This is a genomic window from Cohnella rhizoplanae (genome assembly GCF_948329515.1).
GTDB lineage: Bacteria > Bacillota > Bacilli > Paenibacillales > Paenibacillaceae > Cohnella > Cohnella rhizoplanae.
In genome coordinates this window covers 44,302-67,659 of record NZ_CAOJCN010000009.1, presented here as the reverse complement: position 1 = coordinate 67,659, position 23,358 = coordinate 44,302, and the positions used below count along the sequence as shown (strand labels likewise).

The 23,358-nt window shown below is 62.2% G+C and carries 20 protein-coding genes; 11 read left to right on the top strand and 9 right to left on the bottom strand.

Features of this window, described 5'->3' with window-relative positions; translation table 11 throughout:
• The first annotated feature begins 296 nt into the window (after positions 1 to 296).
• The gene (locus PQG80_RS14995; RefSeq protein ID WP_271752193.1) at positions 297 to 4,604 is read left to right on the top strand and encodes a fibronectin type III domain-containing protein; all 4,308 of its coding nucleotides are present in this window, start codon (positions 297 to 299) and stop codon (positions 4,602 to 4,604) included.
• Between the two features lie 71 nt (positions 4,605 to 4,675).
• Here the strand turns inward: PQG80_RS14995 and PQG80_RS14990 are convergent, their stop codons facing one another.
• Together PQG80_RS14990 and PQG80_RS14985 are read right to left on the bottom strand one after the other, a co-directional pair.
• The gene (locus PQG80_RS14990; RefSeq protein WP_271752192.1) at positions 4,676 to 5,623 is read right to left on the bottom strand and encodes a D-2-hydroxyacid dehydrogenase; all 948 of its coding nucleotides are present in this window, start codon (positions 5,621 to 5,623) and stop codon (positions 4,676 to 4,678) included.
• Positions 5,624 to 5,745: 122 nt separating this feature from the next.
• Positions 5,746 to 6,330, bottom strand: coding sequence for a hypothetical protein (locus PQG80_RS14985; protein ID WP_271752191.1), 585 nt, complete (start codon positions 6,328 to 6,330; stop codon positions 5,746 to 5,748).
• Positions 6,331 to 6,520: 190 nt separating this feature from the next.
• Between PQG80_RS14985 and hrpB the strand changes: the two genes are divergently transcribed.
• Both hrpB and PQG80_RS14975 read left to right on the top strand, forming a co-directional pair.
• Positions 6,521 to 9,097, top strand: coding sequence for an ATP-dependent helicase HrpB (gene hrpB, locus PQG80_RS14980; RefSeq protein WP_271752190.1), 2,577 nt, complete (start codon positions 6,521 to 6,523; stop codon positions 9,095 to 9,097).
• A gap of 138 nt (positions 9,098 to 9,235) precedes the next feature.
• On the top strand, positions 9,236 to 9,904 hold the full coding sequence (locus PQG80_RS14975) for a tetratricopeptide repeat protein (protein WP_271752189.1): 669 nt from the start codon (positions 9,236 to 9,238) through the stop codon (positions 9,902 to 9,904).
• Between the two features lie 69 nt (positions 9,905 to 9,973).
• On the opposite strand, the gene PQG80_RS14970 is transcribed toward PQG80_RS14975, so the two are convergent.
• Positions 9,974 to 10,297, bottom strand: a complete 324-nt coding sequence (locus PQG80_RS14970) for a hypothetical protein (protein ID WP_271752188.1) — start codon at positions 10,295 to 10,297, stop codon at positions 9,974 to 9,976.
• Positions 10,298 to 10,595: 298 nt separating this feature from the next.
• Between PQG80_RS14970 and PQG80_RS14965 the strand changes: the two genes are divergently transcribed.
• Together PQG80_RS14965 and PQG80_RS14960 are read left to right on the top strand one after the other, a co-directional pair.
• Positions 10,596 to 11,876 carry an RluA family pseudouridine synthase gene (locus tag PQG80_RS14965; RefSeq protein ID WP_271752187.1) on the top strand — a complete coding sequence of 427 codons (1,281 nt, stop codon included), beginning with the start codon at positions 10,596 to 10,598 and terminating at the stop codon, positions 11,874 to 11,876.
• A 136-nt stretch (positions 11,877 to 12,012) separates the two neighbouring features.
• Positions 12,013 to 12,678, top strand: a complete 666-nt coding sequence (locus tag PQG80_RS14960) for a hypothetical protein (RefSeq protein ID WP_271752186.1) — start codon at positions 12,013 to 12,015, stop codon at positions 12,676 to 12,678.
• Positions 12,679 to 13,063: 385 nt separating this feature from the next.
• On the opposite strand, the gene PQG80_RS14955 is transcribed toward PQG80_RS14960, so the two are convergent.
• The 4 genes from PQG80_RS14955 to PQG80_RS14940 all read right to left on the bottom strand — a co-directional run bounded on the left by PQG80_RS14955 (position 13,064) and on the right by PQG80_RS14940 (position 17,109).
• The gene (locus PQG80_RS14955; protein ID WP_271752185.1) at positions 13,064 to 14,395 is read right to left on the bottom strand and encodes a hypothetical protein; all 1,332 of its coding nucleotides are present in this window, start codon (positions 14,393 to 14,395) and stop codon (positions 13,064 to 13,066) included.
• Positions 14,396 to 14,441: 46 nt separating this feature from the next.
• Positions 14,442 to 15,623, bottom strand: a complete 1,182-nt coding sequence (locus PQG80_RS14950) for a glycosyltransferase family 4 protein (protein WP_271752184.1) — start codon at positions 15,621 to 15,623, stop codon at positions 14,442 to 14,444.
• Positions 15,624 to 16,652, bottom strand: a complete 1,029-nt coding sequence (locus PQG80_RS14945; RefSeq protein WP_271752183.1) for a nucleotidyltransferase family protein — start codon at positions 16,650 to 16,652, stop codon at positions 15,624 to 15,626.
• A 292-nt stretch (positions 16,653 to 16,944) separates the two neighbouring features.
• Positions 16,945 to 17,109: a DUF1328 domain-containing protein gene (locus tag PQG80_RS14940; RefSeq protein ID WP_090108542.1), complete on the bottom strand. Its 165-nt coding sequence runs from the start codon at positions 17,107 to 17,109 to the stop codon at positions 16,945 to 16,947.
• Between the two features lie 367 nt (positions 17,110 to 17,476).
• Here PQG80_RS14940 and PQG80_RS14935 point away from each other — a divergent pair, with 367 nt between their 5' ends.
• The 5 genes from PQG80_RS14935 to PQG80_RS14915 all read left to right on the top strand — a co-directional run bounded on the left by PQG80_RS14935 (position 17,477) and on the right by PQG80_RS14915 (position 21,379).
• Positions 17,477 to 18,055 carry a DUF948 domain-containing protein gene (locus PQG80_RS14935; protein WP_271752181.1) on the top strand — a complete coding sequence of 193 codons (579 nt, stop codon included), beginning with the start codon at positions 17,477 to 17,479 and terminating at the stop codon, positions 18,053 to 18,055.
• A gap of 67 nt (positions 18,056 to 18,122) precedes the next feature.
• Positions 18,123 to 18,449, top strand: coding sequence for a YflT domain-containing protein (locus PQG80_RS14930; protein WP_271752180.1), 327 nt, complete (start codon positions 18,123 to 18,125; stop codon positions 18,447 to 18,449).
• Positions 18,450 to 18,618: 169 nt separating this feature from the next.
• Entirely contained in the window at positions 18,619 to 19,767 is a 1,149-nt protein-coding gene (locus PQG80_RS14925) for a PP2C family protein-serine/threonine phosphatase (RefSeq protein WP_271752179.1), read from the top strand.
• 113 nt (positions 19,768 to 19,880) lie between these two features.
• Positions 19,881 to 20,729: a CheR family methyltransferase gene (locus tag PQG80_RS14920; RefSeq protein WP_271752178.1), complete on the top strand. Its 849-nt coding sequence runs from the start codon at positions 19,881 to 19,883 to the stop codon at positions 20,727 to 20,729.
• A gap of 101 nt (positions 20,730 to 20,830) precedes the next feature.
• Complete coding sequence (locus PQG80_RS14915; RefSeq protein ID WP_271752177.1) at positions 20,831 to 21,379, top strand: hypothetical protein; 549 nt, start codon at positions 20,831 to 20,833, stop codon at positions 21,377 to 21,379.
• 40 nt (positions 21,380 to 21,419) lie between these two features.
• Here the strand turns inward: PQG80_RS14915 and PQG80_RS14910 are convergent, their stop codons facing one another.
• Both PQG80_RS14910 and PQG80_RS14905 read right to left on the bottom strand, forming a co-directional pair.
• The gene (locus PQG80_RS14910) at positions 21,420 to 22,649 is read right to left on the bottom strand and encodes an NAD(P)/FAD-dependent oxidoreductase (protein ID WP_271752176.1); all 1,230 of its coding nucleotides are present in this window, start codon (positions 22,647 to 22,649) and stop codon (positions 21,420 to 21,422) included.
• A 55-nt stretch (positions 22,650 to 22,704) separates the two neighbouring features.
• Positions 22,705 to 22,857 (bottom strand): hypothetical protein, encoded by a 153-nt coding sequence (locus tag PQG80_RS14905; RefSeq protein WP_271752175.1) that lies wholly within the window; start codon positions 22,855 to 22,857, stop codon positions 22,705 to 22,707.
• 156 nt (positions 22,858 to 23,013) lie between these two features.
• Between PQG80_RS14905 and PQG80_RS14900 the strand changes: the two genes are divergently transcribed.
• On the top strand, positions 23,014 to 23,340 hold the full coding sequence (locus tag PQG80_RS14900; protein WP_271752174.1) for an STAS domain-containing protein: 327 nt from the start codon (positions 23,014 to 23,016) through the stop codon (positions 23,338 to 23,340).
• The last annotated feature ends 18 nt before the right edge of the window (positions 23,341 to 23,358 follow it).

Below are 23,358 nucleotides of genomic sequence, written 5' to 3'. Positions count from 1 at the left end.
GCTCTTTTTTTCCTTTCCTGCGATTTTAAACCTGGATATTGCTTTAAAATGACGGATTTGACGGGTCAAAAATGGAGTTCGTAGGGTTGCCGGAAACGGCCGCGAAGTGAAAAATGGAGCCATGGCGGTGGACGCCGAAGCGCCGGGCAGCCTGGGGCGCCGGCATGACGCGCCGTTCGTACGTTAACGCCGCCGCGAAAGGAGGAAGCGCTTACAGATTTTTGAAGGCGTGAACGAATAACAGACAGGCATAGCTTGCACGGCACCCATACGCACGTTAAGGAGGAACATGACAAGTGAATTACGCTAAAGCCTGGAAAGTCTGCTTCATCGCGCTTCTGACGCTGGCCGTCACCTTCGGCGGCATCTCGCTCGCGCCCGGCCAAGCCTCGGCCGCGACTTCCTTTTCCAACGTAACCTTGAATACGACGACTCCGGCGCAGTACGACAAGCTGGAAATCAAATTCGATCTTAGTTCGTCTTATGCCAATCCGTTCAATCCCGACGAGGTGGACGTCCGCGCCTACTTCACGACGCCGGGCGGACAGACGGAGGTCGTACCCGGATTTTACAACTCCAACTCGTCGCCCAAGTGGGCGGTCCGCTACGCGCCCCGGCAGACGGGGAGCTACAGCGTCTACTTGAAGGTCACGGACGGCAGCGGCACGGGCACATCGTCCACCTATACGTTCACGGCAGGCGGGCCCGGTGCCAACCGCGGCTTCATGGGCGTGAGCGGCAGCCGGTTCGTCGACAGCTACGGCAAGCAGCTCACGCTGATCGGCACGAACTACGCGTGGGGCGCGCCGAGCGAGATTCTGGCCGCCATGCCCGAGTACAAGAACGCCAAGATGAACATCATGCGCGTCTGGTACAGCGTCTGGTGGGGCAACTACGCGCCGGAATGGGGACCGACGGTCACGACCCAAAACGGCATCACGATGTCCTATGACGGCGTCGGCAAGTACCAGCTCGAAAATCAGGCGCGGCTGGACACGCTGATGGATACGGCTGCCGCCAACGGCATCTATGTCATGCTCACGATGAACAGCTTCGGCGACTTCTATTACGACTGGCCGCAAAACGCCTACAACACGGCGAACGGCGGACCGTCCAGCTGGTCGGAGAACAATACCGACTTCTGGACGAATCCGACCGCGATCGCCTACCAGAAGAAGCTGCTGCGCTACGTGTTCGCCCGCTGGGGCTACAGCCGCGCGCTCGGCATGCTCGAATACTGGAACGAGTCGGACAACCGCGTAGATACGGACGCGACGACGCGCGCGAATTGGCATGCGTCCGTGGACAACTATTGGAAGAGCCTCGACTTCTACAACCACCCGACGACGACCAGCTTCGCCTGGAAGGATCACGACGAGTTCAACCAGACGACCTGGGAGACGCTGACGACGATGAACGCCACCAACTACCACCAGTACGACGGCGCATCCAACGTCATCGACAAGTGGGAAGCGGAGCTCAAGCACTTCATAGCCGACTTCGGCGGACGTCCGGCGTTCGTAGGAGAAGCCGGCATCAACGGCGGCGGGGAAGATCCGAACGACGCCGCGGTGCAGCGATACGTGCATGACGGCCTGTGGGCGCCGATCTTCCGGGCAGGCGCGGCCGGCGGCAACCTGTGGTGGGAATTCGCGGGCAACACCGGCTTCAACGTACCCGCGAACATCAAGTCGCTGCATACCGCGCTGGCGAACTTCGTGCAGCCGGAGGAGCAGTACCTGATCGGGATGCCGTTCACGGATCTTGGCGCGCAGGCCAACTCGACCAAGGCCGGCGGCTACAAAAACGCCGACCGCGCGCTGCTCTGGGTGAACGATACCCAGTCCAACTATACGGTCGGCAGCCCGCGCACGGTGAGCGGACTGTCCGTCTCCCTGACGGGCATGAACAACGGCACCTACGACATTACGTATTTCAACACGGTGACGGGTACGAACGTCTCCACGACGACGGCGGCCGCTTCCGGCGGCACCGTGACGCTGAGCGTTCCTTCGTTCACGCGGGATATCGCGGTGAAGGCCGTTCGCCAAGGCAGCACGACGCCGGACACGACGGCGCCGAGCGCGCCGACGAACCTGGCGTCGCCTTCCAAGACGGAGAATACGGTCAACCTGACGTGGAGCGCCTCGACCGACAATGTCGGCGTAGCGGGCTACGATGTCTACCGCGGAGGCATGCTGATCGGCTCGACGACGGGCGCCGGCGCGACTTCCTACACGGCGACCGGGCTGACGGCAAGCACGGCGTACAGCTTCACGGTCAAGGCGAAGGATGCCGCCGGCAACGTCTCCGCGGCGAGCAGCGCGCTCAGCGTGACGACCTCCGCGCCTGATACGCAGGCGCCGACGGCGCCGACGGGACTGACGTCGCCGTCCAAGACGGATATCACGGTCACGCTCTCTTGGACGGCCTCCACCGACAACGTGGGCGTTACCGCTTATGATGTCTATCGGGGCGGCACGCTGGCAGGCTCCACGAGCGGGACCTCCACGACCTTTACCGATACCGGCCTGACGGCTTCTACCGCTTATTCCTATACGGTGAAGGCACGCGATGCGAAGGGCAACGTCTCTGCGGCGAGCTCGGCCGTCAGCGTCACGACGCTGCCTCCGATTCCTGCGAACCTGCTGGCGAATCCGGGCTTCGAATCGGACGGAGGCGGGCAGCCGGCCAGCTGGACGTATGAACAGAGCCTGTACGCCTCCCGCGACACCTCGGTGAAGCGGACCGGCAACGCCTCGCTCAAGGAAACCAGCACGACCGGTCCATGGCATGGCGTCTATCAGGACGTGAACGCGACGGCGGGCACCGCCTATACGTTCGACGGCTATATCAATATCGCGTCCAATACGACGACGGCGGCGAGCGTGAAGGTGCAGTTCCTGAACAGCTCGAACACCGTTCTGGCCGACAATACGGCCGCTTCGTACGCCGCAGGGTCTACGACGACCGGCTTCGCGAATATGCACGGCACGTATACCGCGCCGGCGAATACCTCCAAGGCGCGCATTTACATCTATTTGACTGACCATCGCGGCACGCTGTACTTCGACGATTTCTCGCTGACGTCCGGCTCGGGCGGCGGCGCGGACACGACGGCGCCGAGCGCGCCGACGGGACTGACTTCCCCGTCCAAGACATCGACGAGCGTGAGCCTCTCCTGGACCGCGTCCACCGATAACGTGGGCGTGACGGGCTACGACATCTATCGCGGCACGACGCTGGCCGGCTCCACGACGGGCGCGACGACGTACACGGCGACGGGCCTCACGGCAAGCACGGCGTACAGCTTCACGGTCAAGGCGAAGGATGCGGCGGGCAACGTCTCCGCGGCGAGCAGCGCCCTCAGCGTGACGACCGACGCCGCAGCGGACACGACGGCGCCGAGCGCGCCGACGGGACTGACTTCCCCGTCCAAGACATCGACGAGCGTGAGTCTCTCCTGGACCGCGTCCACCGATAACGTGGGCGTGACGGGCTACGACATCTATCGCGGCACGACGCTGGCCGGCTCCACGACGGGCGCGACGACGTACACGGCGACGGGCCTCACGGCAAGCACGGCGTACAGCTTCACGGTCAAGGCGAAGGACGCGGCGGGCAACGTGTCCGCGGCGAGCAGCGCGCTGAGCGTGACGACCGACGCAGCCGGCCCGACCTGGACCTTCTGCGCCAACGAGAACGGCACCTGCACCTTCACCGGTACCAAGCTGGTACGCTACGGCGCCGGCACGAGCTTCAACACCGGCACCTTTACCGGCAGCGTAGCCTGCAGCAACGCGGTGTTCGGCGACCCGATCTCCGGTACAGCCAAGCACTGCGATTACACCGACGCCCCGGCCGACACGACGGCGCCGAGTGCGCCGACGGGACTGACTTCCCCGTCCAAGACATCGACGAGCGTGAGTCTCTCCTGGACCGCGTCCACCGATAACGTAGCCGTGACGGGCTACGACATCTATCGCGGCACGACGCTGGCCGGCTCCACGACGGGCGCGACGACGTATACGGCGACGGGCCTCTCGGCAAGCACGGCGTACAGCTTCACGGTCAAAGCCAAGGACGCGGCGGGCAATGTCTCGGCGGCGAGCAGCGCGCTGAGCGTGACGACCAATGCAGCGGGCGGCTCGAACCTGCTGGTCAACCCCGGCTTCGAGACCGGCAACGGCAGCGGCAAACCGGCGACCTGGACCTGCGAGCAGGATTATTACTGCTATAGCGACACTTCGGTCAAGCGCTCCGGCAGCACCTCGCTGCGCGTGGACGGTACGACCGGTCCATGGTTCGCCATTTACCAAGACGTGAACGCGACCGCGGGCAGCGCTTATACGCTGGACGGTTACGTCAACATTACATCCAACACGGGTACGCGCCTCGACTTCAAGGTGCAGTTCCTGAACAGCGCCGGCACCGTCCTCTCCGAGAGCACCGCGGCCACGTACAACAACACGACGACGAGCGGCTTCGTCAACGTGCATGGCGGCGCCTACACCGCTCCGGCCAATACGGCCAAGGTTCGCGTGTATCTGTACGTCACGGGACTGGACGGCACGTTCTACCTGGACGATTTCTCCTTGACCTGATCCGTAAAATGAGAACGCCCGCCCTCCGCGTTAAGCGGAGAGGCGGGCGTTTTTTTGCGGGCGAGCCGATGTTAATAACTCTTCTCGTAATCCACGATATTGCGCGCGGGCTTCCCGGTCGATAGATACGCTTGCAAATTTTCGACGAACAAGTCCGTCATGCGCGCCTTGTATCGATCCGTAGCGCCGCCGATATGCGGCGTAATCATGACGTTGTCCATTTGCCACAGCGGATGGTCCGAGGGAAGCGGCTCCGGCTCGCAGACGTCGAGTCCCGCGCCCGCGATCACGCCGTTGCGGAGGGCGTCCGTCAGGGCGTCCGTATCGACCGCCGTGCCGCGGCCGATATTGATGAAGATCGCGGACGGCCTCATCGCGGCGAACCGCCCGGCGTCGAACAGTCCGACCGTCTCCGGCGTGTGCGGCAGCACGTTCACGACGATGTCGCTCTCCGCGAGCGCTTCGTCCAGTCTGTCAGCCGGGTACATGGCGTCCACGTGCGGCGCGGGACGGCCGCTTCGCCGCACGCCCGCCGTGCGCATGCCGAATGCCTGCGCGATGCGTGCGACCTCCGTGCCGATCTCGCCTGCGCCCACGATGGTCAGCATGCGGCCGCGAAGCTCGCGGTAGTCGGTCGCCCGTTCCCACCGGGCGTTCTGTTGATTGCGCACCGCATGGTGCAGGTTGCGGGTGAACGCGAGCAGCATCGCGAACACCGTCTCCGTCATGGGCACCGGATGCACGCCGCTCGCGGTCGTGAGGACGATGCCGCGCGATTCCAGATCGCGCAGCGGCAGATTGTCGACGCCCGCAGAGCCCGTCTGCACCCACTTCAGCTGGGCGCCGGCGTTGTCCTTCCAGGCCGCTTTCCACCATCCGCAGAGCACCTCCGCTTCCTCGAGCAGGGAGGCGTCGAGCTCACCGGGCCTGCCGAATATGACGTTGCAGCCGGGCGCGGCTTCCCGGATCCGCCGTTCCTGCTCGGGATCGAACCCGAATAGACTGACGATCGTGCGCATGTCCATTCCTCCTTCCGACTTCTCCTATTGTAACGCGGCAGATGCTTTTCCCCAAACGAAAAAAAGGACCAAGCCGACCAATCGGGTCGGGCCAGGTCCTATCCTGGAGATGTGCTGCCAGCTTAGGCTGCCGGCAGAGGGAGCAGCTTGGCCAGCGCCGCGCTGTCTTTCTTGGAGAGCTTGGCGTAGCCGCTTCCGGTCTCCTTCACGAGCTCGTAAGCGTCGGCGTTCCCGGTCCAGACATAATAGACGTCCGTCTGTTTGTCGCCCGACAACTCGGCCAGCTTGCACGTCGGAGAGGACGACATGGGGATGCTTTCTTTCTTTTCCCAGTCCGCGCCGTCCAGCAACTCGATGATCTTTTTCGCGTTTTCCTTACCGATCTTCATGAACGGCTTATATTCGTTCCCCGACGGCAGGCTGATCAGAATGCCGGGCGCATCGGCGTCTTCGCTAGCGGCAGGCGCGGACGAAGACGGCTCCGAAGTCGCGGAGGCGGAGCCGGAGGAAGACGGCGTGGATGCCGTCGGGCTCGGCTCGGAGGCGGTAGAGGACGCAGATGCGGATGCAGACGCAGATGCAGATGCCCCAGGCGTCAGAGACGCGGATGCCGATGGCGAGGCGTCGTTGTTATTGGAATTGGAGCAGCCTGCGGCGGCCAGCGCTGCGGTTAGGATCATGGCGACGGCGGTCAATCGGATTTTCATGGTGAGTCTCCTTTCCGGAACGTGATATAGAATTAGACGATGCCCGGACAAGCGAAGTTGCGCAAGTGGAAATAAGTGGAACTCCGGTTCGATTTTCAGCGTTTCCTCGCCTGCAGCCGCGATGCGTCGTGCTATACTGTTGGATACAGAATGCAGGAGCGCATATCGATGCGCGGAGGAGGATAAGCGCATGTCGGCTTTGCCGGTGGACAAGACGATCCCGGACCTGAAGGCCGCGCTGCGGGATCGCGGATGCGCCGTGCTGGTCGCGGCGCCGGGCGCGGGCAAGACGACGCGGGTGCCGGTAGCCTTAATGGACGAGCCTTGGCTCGCGGGGCGCAAGATCGTCATGCTCGAGCCAAGACGGATCGCCGCCCGCAGCGCCGCCGAATATATGGCGTCCGGTCTAGGCGAACGCGCGGGCCAGACGATCGGTTACCGGGTCCGGATGGACACGAAGGCGGGACCTCGCACGGTGGTGGAGGTCGTGACGGAGGGCGTGCTTACCCGTATGCTCCAGCAGGATCCATCGCTCGCGGAGGTCGGGCTCGTTATTTTCGACGAATATCACGAGCGTAATCTGAACGGCGATCTCGGGCTCGCGCTCTGCCTGCAGGCCAAGAACCTGTTCCGCGACGATCTCCGGCTGCTCGTCATGTCGGCGACGCTCGAGGCCGAGCCGGTCGCCGCGCTGCTCGGCGGCGCACCCGTCATCGAGAGCGCAGGCATCGTGTATCCGGTGGAGACGGTTTACCTGGACCGCCGCTCGGACGCGCCGATCGAACGGCTGGCCGCCGAGACGACGGCGGCGGCGCTTGACAGGCATGCGGGAGACGCGCTCGTCTTTCTGCCGGGATACGCGGAGATTCGGCGTACGGCCGCGGCATTGTCCGCGAGGCTGCAGGGGGACGCCGTGGAGATCGCGGCGCTGCACGGCAGCATGCCGCCAGGGGAGCAGGACCGGGCGCTGGCGCCGGCAGGCCCGGGACGCCGCAAGGTCGTGCTCGCGACGCCCGTGGCCGAGTCGAGCCTCACCGTCGAAGGCGTGCGCATCGTCGTGGACGCGGGACTCATGCGGACGCCGCGCTTCTCGCCGCGGACCGGCATGTCGCGGCTCGAGACGGCGCGCATACCCGTCTCGTCGGCCGATCAGCGCCGGGGCCGGGCGGGCCGCGTCGCGCCGGGCGTATGCTACCGGCTGTGGACCGAGGAGGAGCACCGGCGGCTGGCGCCGGCGGGGACGCCGGAGATCCGCGAGGCGGATCTCGCGCCGCTCGCGCTCGAGCTGGCCGCGTGGGGCGTATCCGATCCGGCGGAGCTGGACTGGCTCGACGCGCCGCCCGCGGCCGCGTACGCGCAAGCGCGCGAGCTGCTCGCGGCGCTCGGCGCGCTGGGACCCGACGGTGCGCCGACGCCGCACGGGCATGCGATGGCCCGGTTCGGCGCGCATCCGCGCCTCGCGCATATGATGCTGCGCTCGCAAGCGCTCGGCCTCGCGGCCGATGCGTGCAGGCTCGCGGCGCTGCTCGGCGACCGGGATCCGCTGCAGGGCGGCGAAGCGGCGCGCGACGCGGACCTGTCTTCGCGGCTCGCCGCGCTGGCAGGCGGAGACGGGCGCATCGACGCCGCGCGCAGGGAGCGGCTGCTTGCCGAGGCGCGCCAGCTCGAGCGGCAGCTGGGCGAGATCGGGCGCGAGTCGAGGCTAGCGGGCACCGCGATAACGAAGGCGGGGGCCGGCGAGGTTCGCGGCGCCGCGCCCCTCGTGCATGGAGCCGGCGGAGGGCGCCATGCGCAGGAGGCAGCTTACGACAGCGGCTTGCTGCTGGCGTTCGCCTACCCGGACCGCATCGGCCGGCTGCGGGGCGGCGGCAAGTTCACGCTGTCGGGCGGCAGAGGCGCCTATGTGCCTGAGGGACAGCCGCTCGCCGGCGAGGCCTGGATCGTGGCGGCGGAGTTGGACGATCAAGGCGCCGAGAGCCGGATCCGACTGGCTGCGCCATTGCGCGCCGACGATCTCGAGCGGCACTTCGCCGACTCGGTCGGCGAGCGGCGCGTCGTCGCTTGGGATGCTGCGGCTGGCGCGGTCAGAGCCCGCAGGACGGTATATCTGGGCGCGCTGACGCTTCGCGAAGGCCCTTGGTCCGACCCGGATCCCGCTGCCGTCACGGCGGCGCTGCTGGAGGGCGTTCGGCGCGAGGGGCTGGGGCTGCTCCCGTGGAGCAAAGCGTCGCGCCAGTGGCTCGAGCGAGTGCGTTTCTTGCATTTTAACGACCCGGCATCCTGGCCGGATATGTCCGACGAGGCGCTGCTGGCCGGGTTGGAAGAGTGGCTGGCCCCCTTCGCGGGCGGCATGCGCACGCGCGGGGACCTGCATCGGCTGAACATGGCGGATGCGCTGGCCTCGATGCTTGACTGGGAGAGCCGGCGCAGGTTGGACGCGGACGCGCCGACGCACGTGGGGGTGCCGAGCGGCTCCAGGCTGCCCGTAGACTATGGCGATCCCGCCGCGCCTGCGCTGCACGTGAGACTGCAGGAGCTGTTCGGCTTGCCGGAGACCCCGCGGATCGGCGGCGGGCGGGCGCCGCTCACCCTGCATCTGCTGTCGCCGGCGCAGCGGCCCGTCCAAGTAACGCGGGACCTGGCCAGCTTCTGGCGGGATGCGTACTTCGAGGTCCGCAAGGACCTGAAGGGCCGCTACCCTAAGCATTATTGGCCGGACGATCCGATGCAGGCGCAGGCGACGAGCAGGACTAAGCCCCGGGCGTAGACCGGACTTAAGATACGGTAATCTGCTGCATCCACTCCCTTTATTTTCCTTCTGTATGGTATGATCGTACGGAGAGAGCCGCTGCCTCCGCAGTGGAGGCAGCGGCAGCGGTCGGTTAACGTCGGGAGGTCGATACAGTTGAAATTATTCTTTTTGTTCGTGCTGCTTTCCTGGCTGCTCGGCAATCCGTTTTTGGCCTTGATCGTATTGCTGGTTATTTTATATCTGCTCGATCGGCGGTTTCTCGGCATAACGCCAAGCCTGATGAAACCATTTCGGCGGCGCGGCCGCGTGAACAGGCTCAGGCGGCAATTGCTGGTCAATCCGCATGACACGCCTTCGAAGTCGGAGCTCGCCCACGAGCTGATCGGGATGCGCAAATACGAGGAGGCGCGGGGCCTGCTGGCCGGCATGGAAGAGCGGATGGAGAACTCGGCGGAATATTGGAGCGAGCTGGGGCAGTGCGAGCTGGCGCTCGGGTGGCTTGAAGAAGGGGACCGGCATATGCGGACCGCGCTGGGGATCAATCCAAGGGTAAAGTTCGGGATGCCGTATCTGCTTCTGGGGGATGCCTGGGCCGGCCGGGATGACGAGAAGGCGCTGGCTTATCTCAGGGAGTTTCAGGACGCGCATTCTTCATCGTGCGAGGCTTATTATCTGCTCGGCAGGATCTATGACAGGCTGGGAGACCGCGCAGCCTCCAAGCAGGCATACCGGGATTGCATCGGCGTATATCGCACGCTGCCGCGTTATATGAAGCGGCGCGAGCGCAGATGGGCGCTGCTCGCCTATTATCGAAGCCGATGAAGAGGAGCATTTAGGGAAAAACGCAGCGGGACGTGTGCGCACGTCCCGCTGCGGTCGTTTTATCGCGTATTAGTCAGCGTCCTCTTCGTCGGCCAACTCGGCCTGCGGCGCGTCTTGTTCGTCCTCGTCCGCATCGTCGTCGGCTTGCGCAGCGGCTTCCGTATCGGCATCCTCTTCCGTCTCGATCGATTGCGCTGCAGGCGCCTCGTCAGAAGCGACCCAGTCGTCGGCCAGCACGGCGTCTTCGACAGCGGGAGCCGCTTCGACTTCGGCCTCGTCCGCTTCCTCGTCGACGGCGACGATCCCGGTATTCTCCGCGGAAGTCTCCTCGCCAAGCTCTTCCGTATGCGCTTCCAATACCTCTTGGTCCTGCAGTTCTTCGTTCGCGCTCATTGCGCCCCGCCTCCTTGGCGATGATATCGGGGACAGGTCCCCGAATTCAAAAATACCACGAAGGTCCCAAGCTGGAAACGGGTGTAAATTGACGCTATTTGTCCGTATCCATCGAATGCGCCGCCTGTAATCAAATTGTAATCCGTTCCGACCGAAAGCGACAAAAACATGCCGTCCCGGCCTTGCCGGATACTTGCCGAGAGAAGCCGAGCATTGGCGGGCGATGCCGAAATTGACATCACGTGGCCGTTCACTTATATTGACCGAAGAAGAACAAAGAGAGTCGGAGTTGAAGCGCATGAACGGAGCCGGACGCAATCGGCAAGGCAAGCCCAAGCAACAAAAGGGACAGCAGCAGGGAGAGCGCAGGGGCGGTCCGGGTTCGCGCTCCGCCGGCGACCCGAAGCAGCAGCGGGGCCGAGGCGTCCCGGGGCAGGGCCAGTCCGGCCGAGCGGGGCGTGGCGGTGCGGAGCAGGGGCGCGCGGGCGTATCCGCAGGCGGAAGGGCGCAGCCGCGTTCGGCCGGCGGCAGAGGCGCGCCGGGGTCGTCGCGTCCGGTCAGCGGCAGAGGCGGCGCGCCGGATCCCAGGAGGACGAATGCTGGGGGAGTCGGTCCAGGGGCAACCGGCAGGTCCGGCCCTGGGCGAGGCGAACGTCGCGAGACGCGCTCGGCCCTGCCCGGCGGTATCGCCGAACCCTTGCTCAAGCTGGGCCGTCGCAAAGCCGAGTGGATGGAGCTCAGGCTGCCTGGCGAGCTAGCGGGCGCCCCGCTGCAGCAGATCATGAAGTTTACGCCGCTCGCGCCGAAGCTCGTAGCGAAGCTCGCGCAGACGCACGGGATCATGCTTCAGGGTTCCTCGCTGCGGCTGGCGCTGTTCCCGCGGGAGACGAGAGACTTTCCTCCGGACTGGATGGAACTCAACGTGCTGTACGAGGACGACTTCACGCTCGTCGTGAACAAGCCCTCCGGCTACGAGGTTCACCCCAGCGAGCGCGGGCAGCGGGGGACGTTGGCGCACGGCGTCGCCGCATATTACGAGATGTCGGGTCAGGACGTCCGGATCCGGCATATTCACCGCATCGACAAGGAGACCACGGGGCCCGTATTGTACGCCAAAAACGAATTCACCCACTACCAATACGATAAGGCGATGCGCGAGAAGTCGATCGAGCGCATCTACCTCGCGCTGGCGGAGGGCAGGCTCCCGCAGGAACGCGGCACGATCAATCTGCCGATCGGCCAGGATCGGCACCACTCCACGCGTCGCAGGGTTAGCGAGACTGGCGATGCCGCTGTGACGCATTATGAAGTGGCGGAGCGCTTCGAAGGCTACACGCTGGTTCGCTTGCGACTGGAGACAGGGCGTACGCATCAGATTCGCGTTCATCTCGCGGCGATCGGCCATCCGCTTGCGGGAGACGGCCTATACGGCGGCAAACGGACGGTCATCTCCAGGCAGGCGCTGCACGGCGAACGGCTGATCTGGCCGCATCCGTGGACCGGCGAGCCGCTCTCGGTCCTCGCTCCGCTGCCGGCGGACTTCGAGGCGGCGCTCGCGAAGCTGCGAACGGAGCTTTAGAAATTTGTGCTTGCCTGATCGGCCGGCACAGTGTATTTTATAAATAAGATTTTCATTGGTCCTGAAGCACAGGCCGTTCGTCGGAACATATCCGGCGGGCGGCCTGTTTACTTTGGGCGGAGGAGAGGCCCGGCCTATGACCATGGATGCCGCGTTCGAGCGCGCCTATGACGCCATGATGGACAGAGCGATCAAGCAGAGCGCGGGCGAGCGGAAGCGCAGGCTGCTGCTGGATCGCTTTAATGAAAAGCTGCTCGCCCATAACGTCTGGTGGCAAGTGAGGGGGAGCTTGGACGGTCTTATTCCCGAGATGGAGCTCGTCGATTTGAAGGACGGCGTGCGTTTCAGCGACTTCGGCTTCCTGCAGCCGGTCAGGCGGTCGCGGGGGTTGCTGATGGAAGCCGATGCCTTCGGCACCCATCTGCGGGACGTCAGCCGCTGGAAGTACGCCGACAACCTGGAGCGGCAGAACCATCTCCTCATCGACGGCTGGCATTTGCTCCGCTTCTCGCGCGACGACATGCTGGAGAAGCCGCGCCGCTGCCAACAGACACTGCTCGCCGCCTTGTCGGCCTGGGGCTTCCTATCGACGACGCCCGGTCCGAGACTGAACGTCTACGAGAGGGCGATTCTTCACTATGCGAGAGAACAATGCAATAGCGTTAAAATCGGAGAACTCGTCGAACAGTTGCAGGCCAGCTACCAGTCTATAAGCAAGTCAACGCTGTCTTTGGAGCAAAAAGGACTTATTACGTTGGAACGCTCGCCAGGAGGTAGAATCATGAGGTTGTCGGGCATCTAATAAAGTTGATAAGACCCGAATATTTTGCACGAAGAAACCAAAAGCGGGATGAAAGTGATAGTCAAAGTCTGTCGACGAAAAGCACATTCGGCGGTGAGCGGCACCAAGCGACAAAGTGCTGTCGATGGGAAGCACAATTGGCGGTGAGCGAGACCATGCGGCAAAGTGCTGTCGATGGGAAGCACATTCGGCGGTGAGCGAGACCATGCGGCAAAGTGCTGTCGATGGGAAGCACATTCGGGGGTCCGCGGCACAAGCGGCAGAGTACTGTCGATGGGAAGCACATTGGCAAAGACGGCTGAGAGATAGGGTGGGAGTGGCTTGACCGTTAGTTATTAAAAAATCCCCCGCAAACCGCGGGGGATCATCATAAGTCCGGAAAAAATCAGCGGCAAAGCGCCGAGGTCATGAGATAGGAGATGGTGGATTCGGCGCCGCAGTTGACGTTGGGGCCGTCTTCCTGGAGGCCGTCGCAGCCGCTGCCGTCGCTGGCGTCCGCCATCATGGCGCCGTGATCGTTGTCGCCGTAGAACCATTGCAGGCAGCGATTGCGCGCCGCCCGCAGCTGCGCGGCGTAGTCGGCGACCTCGATCGCATGCGCTTCCGCCGGAAGCTTCTCCTTGGCGCCGCCGCGGGTGTCGGAGCCGGCGTTAGCGCTGTCGTCCGTCCGCCGGCCGCGATCGTCGGTCTGCCGCTCCTCCGTCTCGGTGCGGACGGCGAGCGCGATCCCGACTTCCGGCGCCCGGATGGCGCCTGCGCCGCGATATCCGCCTGCACCGCGGTCGCCGCCCTGCGAGCGGGCATCGCCTGCGCCCCGGCGCGGATCCGAGCCTTGCTCGTAGGCGAGCAGCAGGGCGACGCCCTGCTTAGCCGCCTCCTCTAGTGCCAATGCGCCTTCCTCTAGCGCCAGCGCCAGCTTGAAGATCTCCAGCGGCTGCTGGTCCCACTTGCTGCTGACCTTCCGCGAGTGCCAGCCGGCGTTGCCGATCGGGCGGAACCAGCCCTCCTCCGCGGTCATCGCCGCCTGCAGGGAGGACAGGCTGTCAAGCCCGATCTCGAGCGCTTCCGGCGCGTGCGTCACCCGATAGGCCCGCAGGAGCGCCCAGGGCATCACCCCGTTGCCGTAGCTCATCTGCGGCTCGAACCAACGCCAAGCCTCGTCCGAATTCTTCTTGAACCGGCCGATTAATTCGTCCTGTAAGCGCTGCACGTGCGCCTTTAACTGTTCGCGCCAGCCCGGCTTGAACGAGATGAGGCCGAGCCGTTCGGATTCGAGCGCGTGCGCGCATGCCGATAGCGCATAGCACTTGCCGCGCAGCGAGTCGAGGCTGCCGATCGTCGGCAGCGCGCATTCGAACATCGCTTTGGCCGCATCCTTGTGCGAATCGGGCAGTCCGACCCAGGCATCTACGCATGCCCATATGGAGCGTCCTTGGCAATCGTACGAGACCGATTCTGCTTCAGGCGACCGGTCGTAGGCAACGTTGTTATGCCACCAGCCGTCTTCTTTTTGCTGCCATAGCATAAAGGATAGATAGATGGACGCCAGATCGAGCAGCGTCCGGCGGTCCTCGTCGCCGACTTCGGAGCCTGGCACGTCGCGCAGCCATTCGGTGACGGCCCATAGGGACCGCGCGTTGTCGTCCGTCGTATAGCCTTCCAGCCTGCGGGGCGTCCGCCCGAGCGCATGCTCGAGCAGTCCCGTATCGTCCGTCATTCGCCGCAAATGGGTAAAAGAGGGCGGAAAGCTCCGCCCCTTCGGATTATATAACATCGGCCATCCTCCAACGCTTCTCCGCAGCCGTCCGTTCGAGCAGCTGCAGGTATTCTTGGCCTACGACCGGCCATTGCATGCTTTTTCCGATCTCGGCAGCCTTCAATTCGCACAGCTTGAGCTTCTCCGGGTAGGAGAACAGCTCGATCAGCTTCACGCCCCAAGCCTCGACGTCGCCGTACGGAAGCAGAAACTCCTCGCTGCCTTGGAGCAGGTCTTTCGCATAAATATAAGGGGTGCTGAGCACGGGCCGTCCGAGGCCGACCGCATACGCCAGCGTGCCGCTCGTGATCTGCTGCATGCCTGGGTAAGGGGTGACGTACAGGTCGCAAGCCTGCAGCAGGTTGGTGAGCTCTTCTTCAGGAATGTAGCTGTCGATCATGCGCACGTGGTGTTCCAAACCGAGCTCCTTGATCAGCGTGTTCAGCTCTTCGCGGTAGGCTTCGCCTTCGTGCTTGCGCACTTCGGGATGCGTCTGACCGGCGAGCACGTACAGCAGCTCCGGCACGGCCTTGACGGCCGCGGCCATCGAGCGGAGGATGAGCTCTACGCCTTTGCTGCGGCTAAGCAGGCCGAATTGGAAGACGACCTTGCGCTGCTCCCAACCGTATTCGCTGCGGGTGCGGATGCGGTCCGCCTTGCTCGGTACGGGGGTTCCGTGGGGAATGAAGGAGATCTTCTCCAGCGGAATGCCGAAGTTGTCGTTCAGATAGCCGATCGCCTTGCGGTTCATGACGTGAATGCGGTCGCTTCGCTTCGCGATCTCGGCCTGGACCGACGCATAGGGCTCCTGGGGATTCTCGAATACCGTGTGGAACGTGGTTACGACGGGTTTATTCAGCCTGTTCAGCAGCTCCAAAGCGTATGAACCGGCTTCTCCGCCGAAAATGCCGAATTCGTGCTGAAGAGACACGATATCCACCGCGCTCCGGTTCAAGTGATCCGCCAGTTTGCGATATTCCTCCCTGTCGTCTTTAAGGAGGGGATAGTGCCAGCTCTCGTTATAAAGCTCGAGCTCGTCTTCGTTGCACATGGCAACGACCGGGTCGGGAAAAATACCGTTATGCGCCTCGCGGACCGCTTCCCGAAGATGGTGCGTATACGTGGCCAAACCGCATTTCTTCGGTACGTAGGTGCTCACATAGGCGATTTGAAAGGTTTTTGGACTCATTTAATGTCGCACCTCCAGCTTGTTGTCGATAATCTGTTCACGCCATAGAGAAGCTTCGGCGATAGGGGGGCCGGAGCTGAGTACACAGCCGTTAAGCCGTGAAGATTCGCCGACGACGAATCGGGCCGGGAGTACCGACCTGGATATCCGGGAACCTTCGCCGATATGGCAATAAGAACCGATGACCGAATAAGGACCTACGATCGCTTTGTCGCCGATCCTCGCGTAATCGCCGATCGCGACGGGCGGCACCAGCAGCACGCCTTTCCCGATTTTCGCGTCCTTGCCGATCCAGATTCCCTTTTCGTTCATTTCCGTACCGCTGATCGAGAGCGGAAGCTTGCGGTCGAGCAGATCCCAGTGAATCTGCGCATAGCTCTCCGGCGTAGCCGCTATCCTGCAGTATCCTTTCGGAATATAGCCGACAACGCCGCTTCCATTACCGATCAGAAGAGGAAATAGTTCCTTTTCCAGAGAGACGCTGCGTCCCTCCGGGATCCGCGACAGCGCGGATTTACTCAACATATATACGCCCGCATTGGTAAGATTAGTCGGCGCAATCTGATTGCTTGCCTCTTCCCGAAGCGCAACTACGCGGCCGTCTGGCCCCACCGAAGCTACGCCGTATGGGGAATCGCGTCCGGACTGCTTCAAACATAACGTAGCAAGCGCGAACCGATCCTCATGATAGGACATGAGGTCGTCCAGACGCAGCGCGTGAACGACATTCGCATGCATGACGATTAATCGGTCCTTAAGCAGCGGCTCAGCCAGCTTGACCGTACCGGCCGTACCCAGCGGTTCCCAACCGGTCAGGTATGCGATTCGCACGCCGAGTTTGTCGCCTTCTCCCAGCAGCTTACGGATTTCCGGTCCGTCCTGCCGTCCGATTGCGACGACGAAGTCGCGGACGCCTTGCTCGCGGGCATGCAAGATCAAGTGCTCGATCCAAGGGCGGTTGCCGACGGCAGTCGTCCATCCCAAGGAATCGCCGTCTGCCGGTTCCGCGCCGAGTAACAATGCTTGCATGGACGCATCTACCTCCGTTACGTGATTGCCATCGCTTATGCGGCGCAGGCGGCATGTTCTTAATTAACGCATTTTGCCGTCGCTGAAACAGGAATTGTCAGAAAAACGTTCCCGCGAAGCGCTTTTTCCGAACGAAAAACGACAGGCCGCGAGAAAATGGAAAGCTACGTAAAAACGGAAACGGCAACCGTTGCGGAAATTCCGCAGCCGATTGCCGTTTTTACTGCTTGCGACGCTATTGTCGCGGTCGCGAACGATAAATCTTCAGTCTCGCGTTATAGTCGGTCTCGCGTTATAGATTGCGGCGACGGCCGAAGATGAGGGAGACTACGAACAAGATCAGGAAGAGGAAGAACAGGAACTTCGCTACGCCTACAGCAGCGCCGACGATGCCGCCGAATCCGAAGATCGCCGCGACGATCGCCACCAGCAAGAAAATAAATGCCCAGTATAACATAAGAACGCCTCCTAGAAAGATGATGGTCATACCCTGCGGGACATGGCGGGTTCGGCTTGCGCGAGCTATCGGATGATTCTGCCCGACCGCCTCTCGAATCGGTATAGCGGATATTCCGCTTGCCCGTTTCGCCCCGCTAGTTTCATGCATCGGTATGATCTTGCTGCATCCTTACCACTGGCCCAGCTCGCTGAATCACCTGCGGAAGGCGCCAAATTAATCCTACATTAACTTAATGAAAAATCGCGAGGAACGGTCCTGTCTTCCATCCGCGCGGTGGCCGAAACGTCGTTTCGGGGCCCGAAGGCAGGGGTAATTGACGATATGCAAGAACAAACGATATTCCCAAGAAAGGAAGGTGATACGCATGAGCAACCAGGCATTGATGGCTTGGAGCGTCGTTGTCGTCGCGGTCAGCTTCGCCGCCCTCTGCGTATATCTGATCGTAACGCTGAAAGCGGCCCGCGAGACGCTGGTCTCCGTGCAAGGCACGATTAAGGAAGCGAACCAGACGGTAGGCATGCTGCATACGAAAGTGGAGGATCTGACCAACAACGTCAAGGTAATCTCCGAGGACGTGAAAAACAAGATCCGGTCTACCGACGATTTCTTCCAGGCCGCTCGCAATGCCGGTTCGACGCTGAAGGAGACGACGGGCGCCGTAAGGGATATCTCGTCGACCTTGTCCCGCGCGGTACGGCAGCAGGTAGCCGCGCTAGAACCCGGTCCGGAGCACAAGAAGACTTGGACCGAATGGTTCAAGATCGGCATGAACGTCGTATCCGCCGTCCGCAGCGCCAAGCAGCAGGGCAAGGAAGAGAAAGCGATCCGCGCGGCTGCCGAGGCGCCGGTCGAAGAGCCGCGGCTGTACGACAGCGCCGCCTATGTTCCGGAACCGTTTCAACCGAGCGCGCACCGGGTATATAACGGACACAGTCATAACTGAGCTATTTTAAACGGAACCACAATCCCTTTCACGATACGAACGCCTATACATTAAGGAGGAATCCGACATGGAAAGAGCGTACGCGAAGCTGGTGAATAATGGTCTTGAAGCGTTCGATACCGTTAAAGACCTTCACCGCCAAGGCTACCGCGAAGAGGAAATCTACGTGCTGGCCCACGGCGAGGGCCGTACGGACCGCATCGCCGACGTGGCGAACGCCAACACGATCGGGGCGTCCGAAGAAGGCGTGCTCCAGTCCGTGGCCAATTTGTTCCGCGACCGCGGCGACGAGCTGAGGGCGAAGATCAAGGCGCTCGGGTTCGACGCGGGCGAAGCCGAACAGTACGAGGCGGAACTCGACCGGGGCAAGGTGCTGGTCCTGGCCAAGCATTGACGAAGGGAAGACGGATCGGCTTCCGGACTAAGGGAGCTGGCTGACGGGAATAAGGAATGAGAGGCGACGCGCCTGCTCATTCCTTATTCCCGTTTGCCGGCTTTGCTTTACAGCGGTCATCGGCTGCGATACCTTAAACGTAAGATTGAGACGAGGAGAACTGAACATTATGAGCATTTTGGTCGTAGACGATAATCCGATGAACGTGATGGTGGTCCGGGAGATGCTGAACCGGTCGGGATACGAAGACGTGCAAATCGCTTATTCGGCTGACGAGATGTTTAACATACTGAGATCGGACGCGCGCGGCCCTCAAGCGCCGACGCCCGTCAACCTGATTCTGCTCGACCTGATGATGCCGGGCACGGACGGCATCGAGGCGTGCGGCATGCTCCAGAAGGATGAGCATTTGCGCGATATTCCCGTCATCATGGTGACCGCGATCGGGGACTCGCGCAAGCTGGCCGAGGCGCTGGATGCCGGGGCGACGGACTATGTGACCAAGCCGATCAACAAGATCGAGCTCCTGGCGCGGATCAGGTCGGCGCTGCGTCTTAAGACCGAGCTCGACTGGCACAAGGAGCGGGATCGCCGCCTGCACGAAGAGCTGAGTCTCGCGCGGCAGGTTCAGGAGGCTGTCATGCCTAACGACATCGACGGCGAGAACCTTCGGATGCGGGCGTTTTTCCGGGCCTCGGAGGGACTGGCGGGAGATCTGTACGCCTGGCACGCGCTCGACTCCCGCCATTACTTGATCGCCATCATGGATGCGATGGGGCACGGCATTTCTTCCTCCCTCATCAGCATGTTTACGGCGTCCGTACTGCACGAGGCGATGCGTACGACCGTGACGCCCAAGCGGATCGTCAACGAGCTGAATCGCCGGCTCCTGCAGCTGCAATACGAGAACGAGATGGTACAGTACTATTGCACCGGCATCTGCGCATGGATCGATCTGGAGAACGGCATCATCGAATACGTCAATGCCGGGCATCCGCCGGGACTCATTACGAGAGGCGACGGGGGCACGCAGCAGCTAGGCGCGACGGCTCCGCCGATCGGCATGTTCGAACAGATGGACGTGCAGATGCAGACGGCCGACATCCGCGCCGGAGACGTCCTGCATCTGTTCACGGACGGACTGCTCGATCTGTTCCCCGGCGACATGGAGCAGCGCATCGAGCAGCTCACGGGCACGATCGTGGAGTCCGCAGGCGACTCCAAGGCGCTCGAAGACCTGCTGGTCCGGGAGTCGCTCGACCGTCGGCCGGACGACCGTTGCCTGGTTAGGGTCGAAGTCAAGCACAATCTGCGCTGATAACGCGTGGCGATAGCAGCCGACTTACATAACGATGATTGTCCGGATTTTAAAATATGCGAAGCCGCCATCAGGCGAACGGCTTTTCTTTCCGTTAAAGGTGTGGATGTGCAATGTCCGAATTTTTAGATAGTAGCCCCTATGACGAGCGCTTGGAGAAAATCGAGATCGAGGGACTTCTCGAAGCCGTCTTCAAGCGCTACGGTTATGATTTCCGGAATTACGCGTATCCGTCCCTGCGCCGCAGGATCTGGCATCGCGCCTTGATCGAGCAGCTGGAGACCGTATCCATGCTGCAGAATCTCGTGCTGCACGACCGCGAAGCGTTCGAGCGGCTGCTGGCGGATCTCGTCATACCGGTCACGGAGATGTTCCGGGACCCCGGCCTTTTCAAAGCGCTCAGGGAACGCGTGATGCCGATCCTGAAGCAATCGTCGTTCGTCCGCGTCTGGCATGCCGGCTGCGCGACGGGCGAGGAGGCCTATTCAATGGCCATTCTGCTCGATCAGATCCAGATGCTGAACAAATCAAGAATCTACGCGACGGATATCAGCGAAGCGAGCCTGCAGCGCGCGAGGCAAGGCATCATTTCCCAGGATCGCATGACTTTGTATGCGCATAACTACGAGCTGTCCGGCGGCTCGGAGCCATTCGCTTCGTTCTACGAGACGAATCACGGCCAGGCGATGCTGAATCCGAGATATCTCGAGCGCATCGTATTCGCCGAGCACAACCTGGTGACGGACCGATCCTTTAACGAGTTTCAGATTATTTTCTGCCGAAACGTGATGATATACTTCGATACCGCGCTCCGCGAACGGGTTCACGGCCTGTTGTACGACAGCTTGTCGCCGGGCGGATTTCTCGTGCTGGGCAACAAGGAGTCGGTCGCGTTCACGAGCTTCGCGGGGCGCTACGAGACTTGGAACGACGAGTACCGGATCTACCGCAAGCTGCGCTGAAGCGGCGCCAGGCGCGCCTGCTGCGGTTCAAAGGCGCCTCCCTCGGGTAAAATTACAAAAAGGCGAGCGATCGGTTTGCCGCCTACAAGGAGGGAATGGCCATGGGAATCACGATCGGTATTTTTGAAAGCGAACAGCGCGTCCTGGACGCCGTGGAGCTTCTTCGCGCGAACGGCGCGCATGCCGAGGATGTCCGCGTTATCGTCAAGAGCGAGGAGAATGTGCCGCTGCTGTCCGCCAGCGACGCTGTCCAGGTCGAGAGCATTACCGGAATCCAGGAGGCCAGGGATAATTCCTCCGGCGAGGGAGGCGGTTCGTGGGGAGACGAAGGCGTGCTTCCGCTTCCGGCGGCCGGCCTCCTGGCGACGCCTGGGGTCAGCGGGGCGGGCGGCTACGTCGGCGGCGTCGTGCCGGCGGCCGGCATCGCGGCGGCAGGTTTAACGACGCGAGGCGGTGGATTGCTCAACTTGGACGGCGACGGACCGCATACCGACGACCTGCTCTCGGAGCTGGGTCTGCCCGACCGCGACGCGGAACGGCTGGCCGGCGAGATCAACGACGGCCGCTACCTCGTCGTTGTAGGCGGGCGGGACGAGGACCAAGCGGGCAGCCTGCTGAGTCAGGCAGGGGCCGTCGAAGTGTTAAACTGATTGACGGCACGCAAATGCATACGGCAAGAACCGGTCCACGCTACTTAAGCGGACCGGTTCTTCGATTGCCCAGGCCGACGATACCGTCAAGCGGATTCGCCCTGCCTTGCACCGCGTCGAGCAGCACCATGCTGGCGAGCATGCTGTATACGGCGCCGTTGCCGCCGTAACCGAGCGCCAGATATCGGCCCGGACGATCCGGATCCTCCCCGATCCACGGCAGCTGGTCCTTGGATTCGCCGAATGCGGCATTCCAAGCGAACTCAGCTTCCAGATGCAGGCCGGGAAACAATTGTCGCGCTTGTTCAAGCAAGCCGGCCGCATAGGGCGCGAGTTCATCCTTCGAGCGGACCGGATGACGGATGTCCTCGTCGAGTCCGCCGATCACGATGCGTCCATCCTGGGTCGTCCGGGCATACAAATAAGGCCTTGCCGTTTCCCAGAGCAGCCACCTTTGATGCCAATCCGCCAGCGACGGCACGATACGCGTAGCGATCACGCTCGTACGGCCAAGCTTAACGGCGATCCTGTCGGAGCCGGCCATCTCCGGACGGTAGCCGACCGCATACACGACCGCCGCGGTTTTAATGATGCCGCCCGTAGTATGACACGACAAATCGCCCTTCGATCCTTTGACGGATTGCAGGGCGGTCCGTTCATATATTCGCATGCCTTGGACGCCCGCCTGCTCCGCGAGGCGCACCGCCATCCGGTACGGGTTCATCTCGCCGTCCCCGTTGGTTATCAGAGCTGCGGGCTTGCGGAACGGAAAATCGGCTCGGATGTCGGCCTCGTCCCGCCAGTCCACGCTGAAGCCGTGCGCGCGCAGCGTCTCGTATTCCTTCCTGAGCTTGGGTACGTCGGCGGGTACGCTCGCATAATACAGACTGCTGCGCCTCTTGAAGGCGATGTCTTCCGGGAGCAGCTCCGCCAAATGGCAGAGGCGCTCGACGGCATCCTTGCAGGCCCGGTAAAAATACACGGCCCTGTCCTCGCCCAGCTGGGACAATAGGTCTGTGAGCATGATATCATTGGAGTATTGAAGCAATCCCGTACTGGCCGCCGAGCTGCCGCGTCCGATGCGATCCGCTTCGATCAGACAGACGGACAGCCCCGCGGCGAGCAGGGCATGGGCCGTGAGGGTGCCTGTCAAGCCTCCGCCCACGATGAGGACGTCGCAGCGCTCGGCGTCGCCGGAGAGGGGCGGATACCGGGCGGGCTCGCCGCCGGCTGACGGCCAGAGCAGGGAACCATAGTATAGCGAGTGCAATGGGATGCCTCCGTCTTGTGTGGATTCGTCCCAGTATGTCCGAATCGGGCGTCCGTTAGACGAGCGGCAGCAGGTAGTAGATAATCAGGTACAGTACGCCGAAGAAAATAATCAAATATGCGGCATACTTGATGAAGGTCGACCACACCAGGCTGGAATCCGACTTTTCGTGCACCTCGTGCCTTTCGATGTCGACGTTCTTGTCCATGATGCTCAGCTCCTTCGTGTAATTTTATCCAGTGCTGGGTTAGGCTTCTTTACCCGGTGGACGGCAGGCTCGAAACAACGCGTTTTTACAGGCAAGTTGATTCAAAAGACGAAGACGAGTGTAATAAAATTTATGAATAACGGAGAGGGGTTTCGTATGCAGAACGAAAAATTGACTTTTCAAACAGAAAATCTGGACGGCTTGACCGTCGTACGAATCGCGGGCGAGCTTGACCTGGAGGTGGCTTCGCAGATGCGCTCCGTTATGGAGCCGCTGGTGGAATTGTCCGATCGCAAGCTCGTACTTAATCTCAGGGACCTCAAATACATCGATAGCACCGGCATCGGCATTCTGATCAGCATCGTGAAGGCCCGTCATTCTCGCAACGCCCCTTTCGGAGTAGAAGAAGTGCCTTTGACGATTCAGAAGTTATTCGACATGACGGGGATCACCCCGTTCTTGGCCGCTTCTCCGAATGCTTAATGCGAGCGCGCAATTACA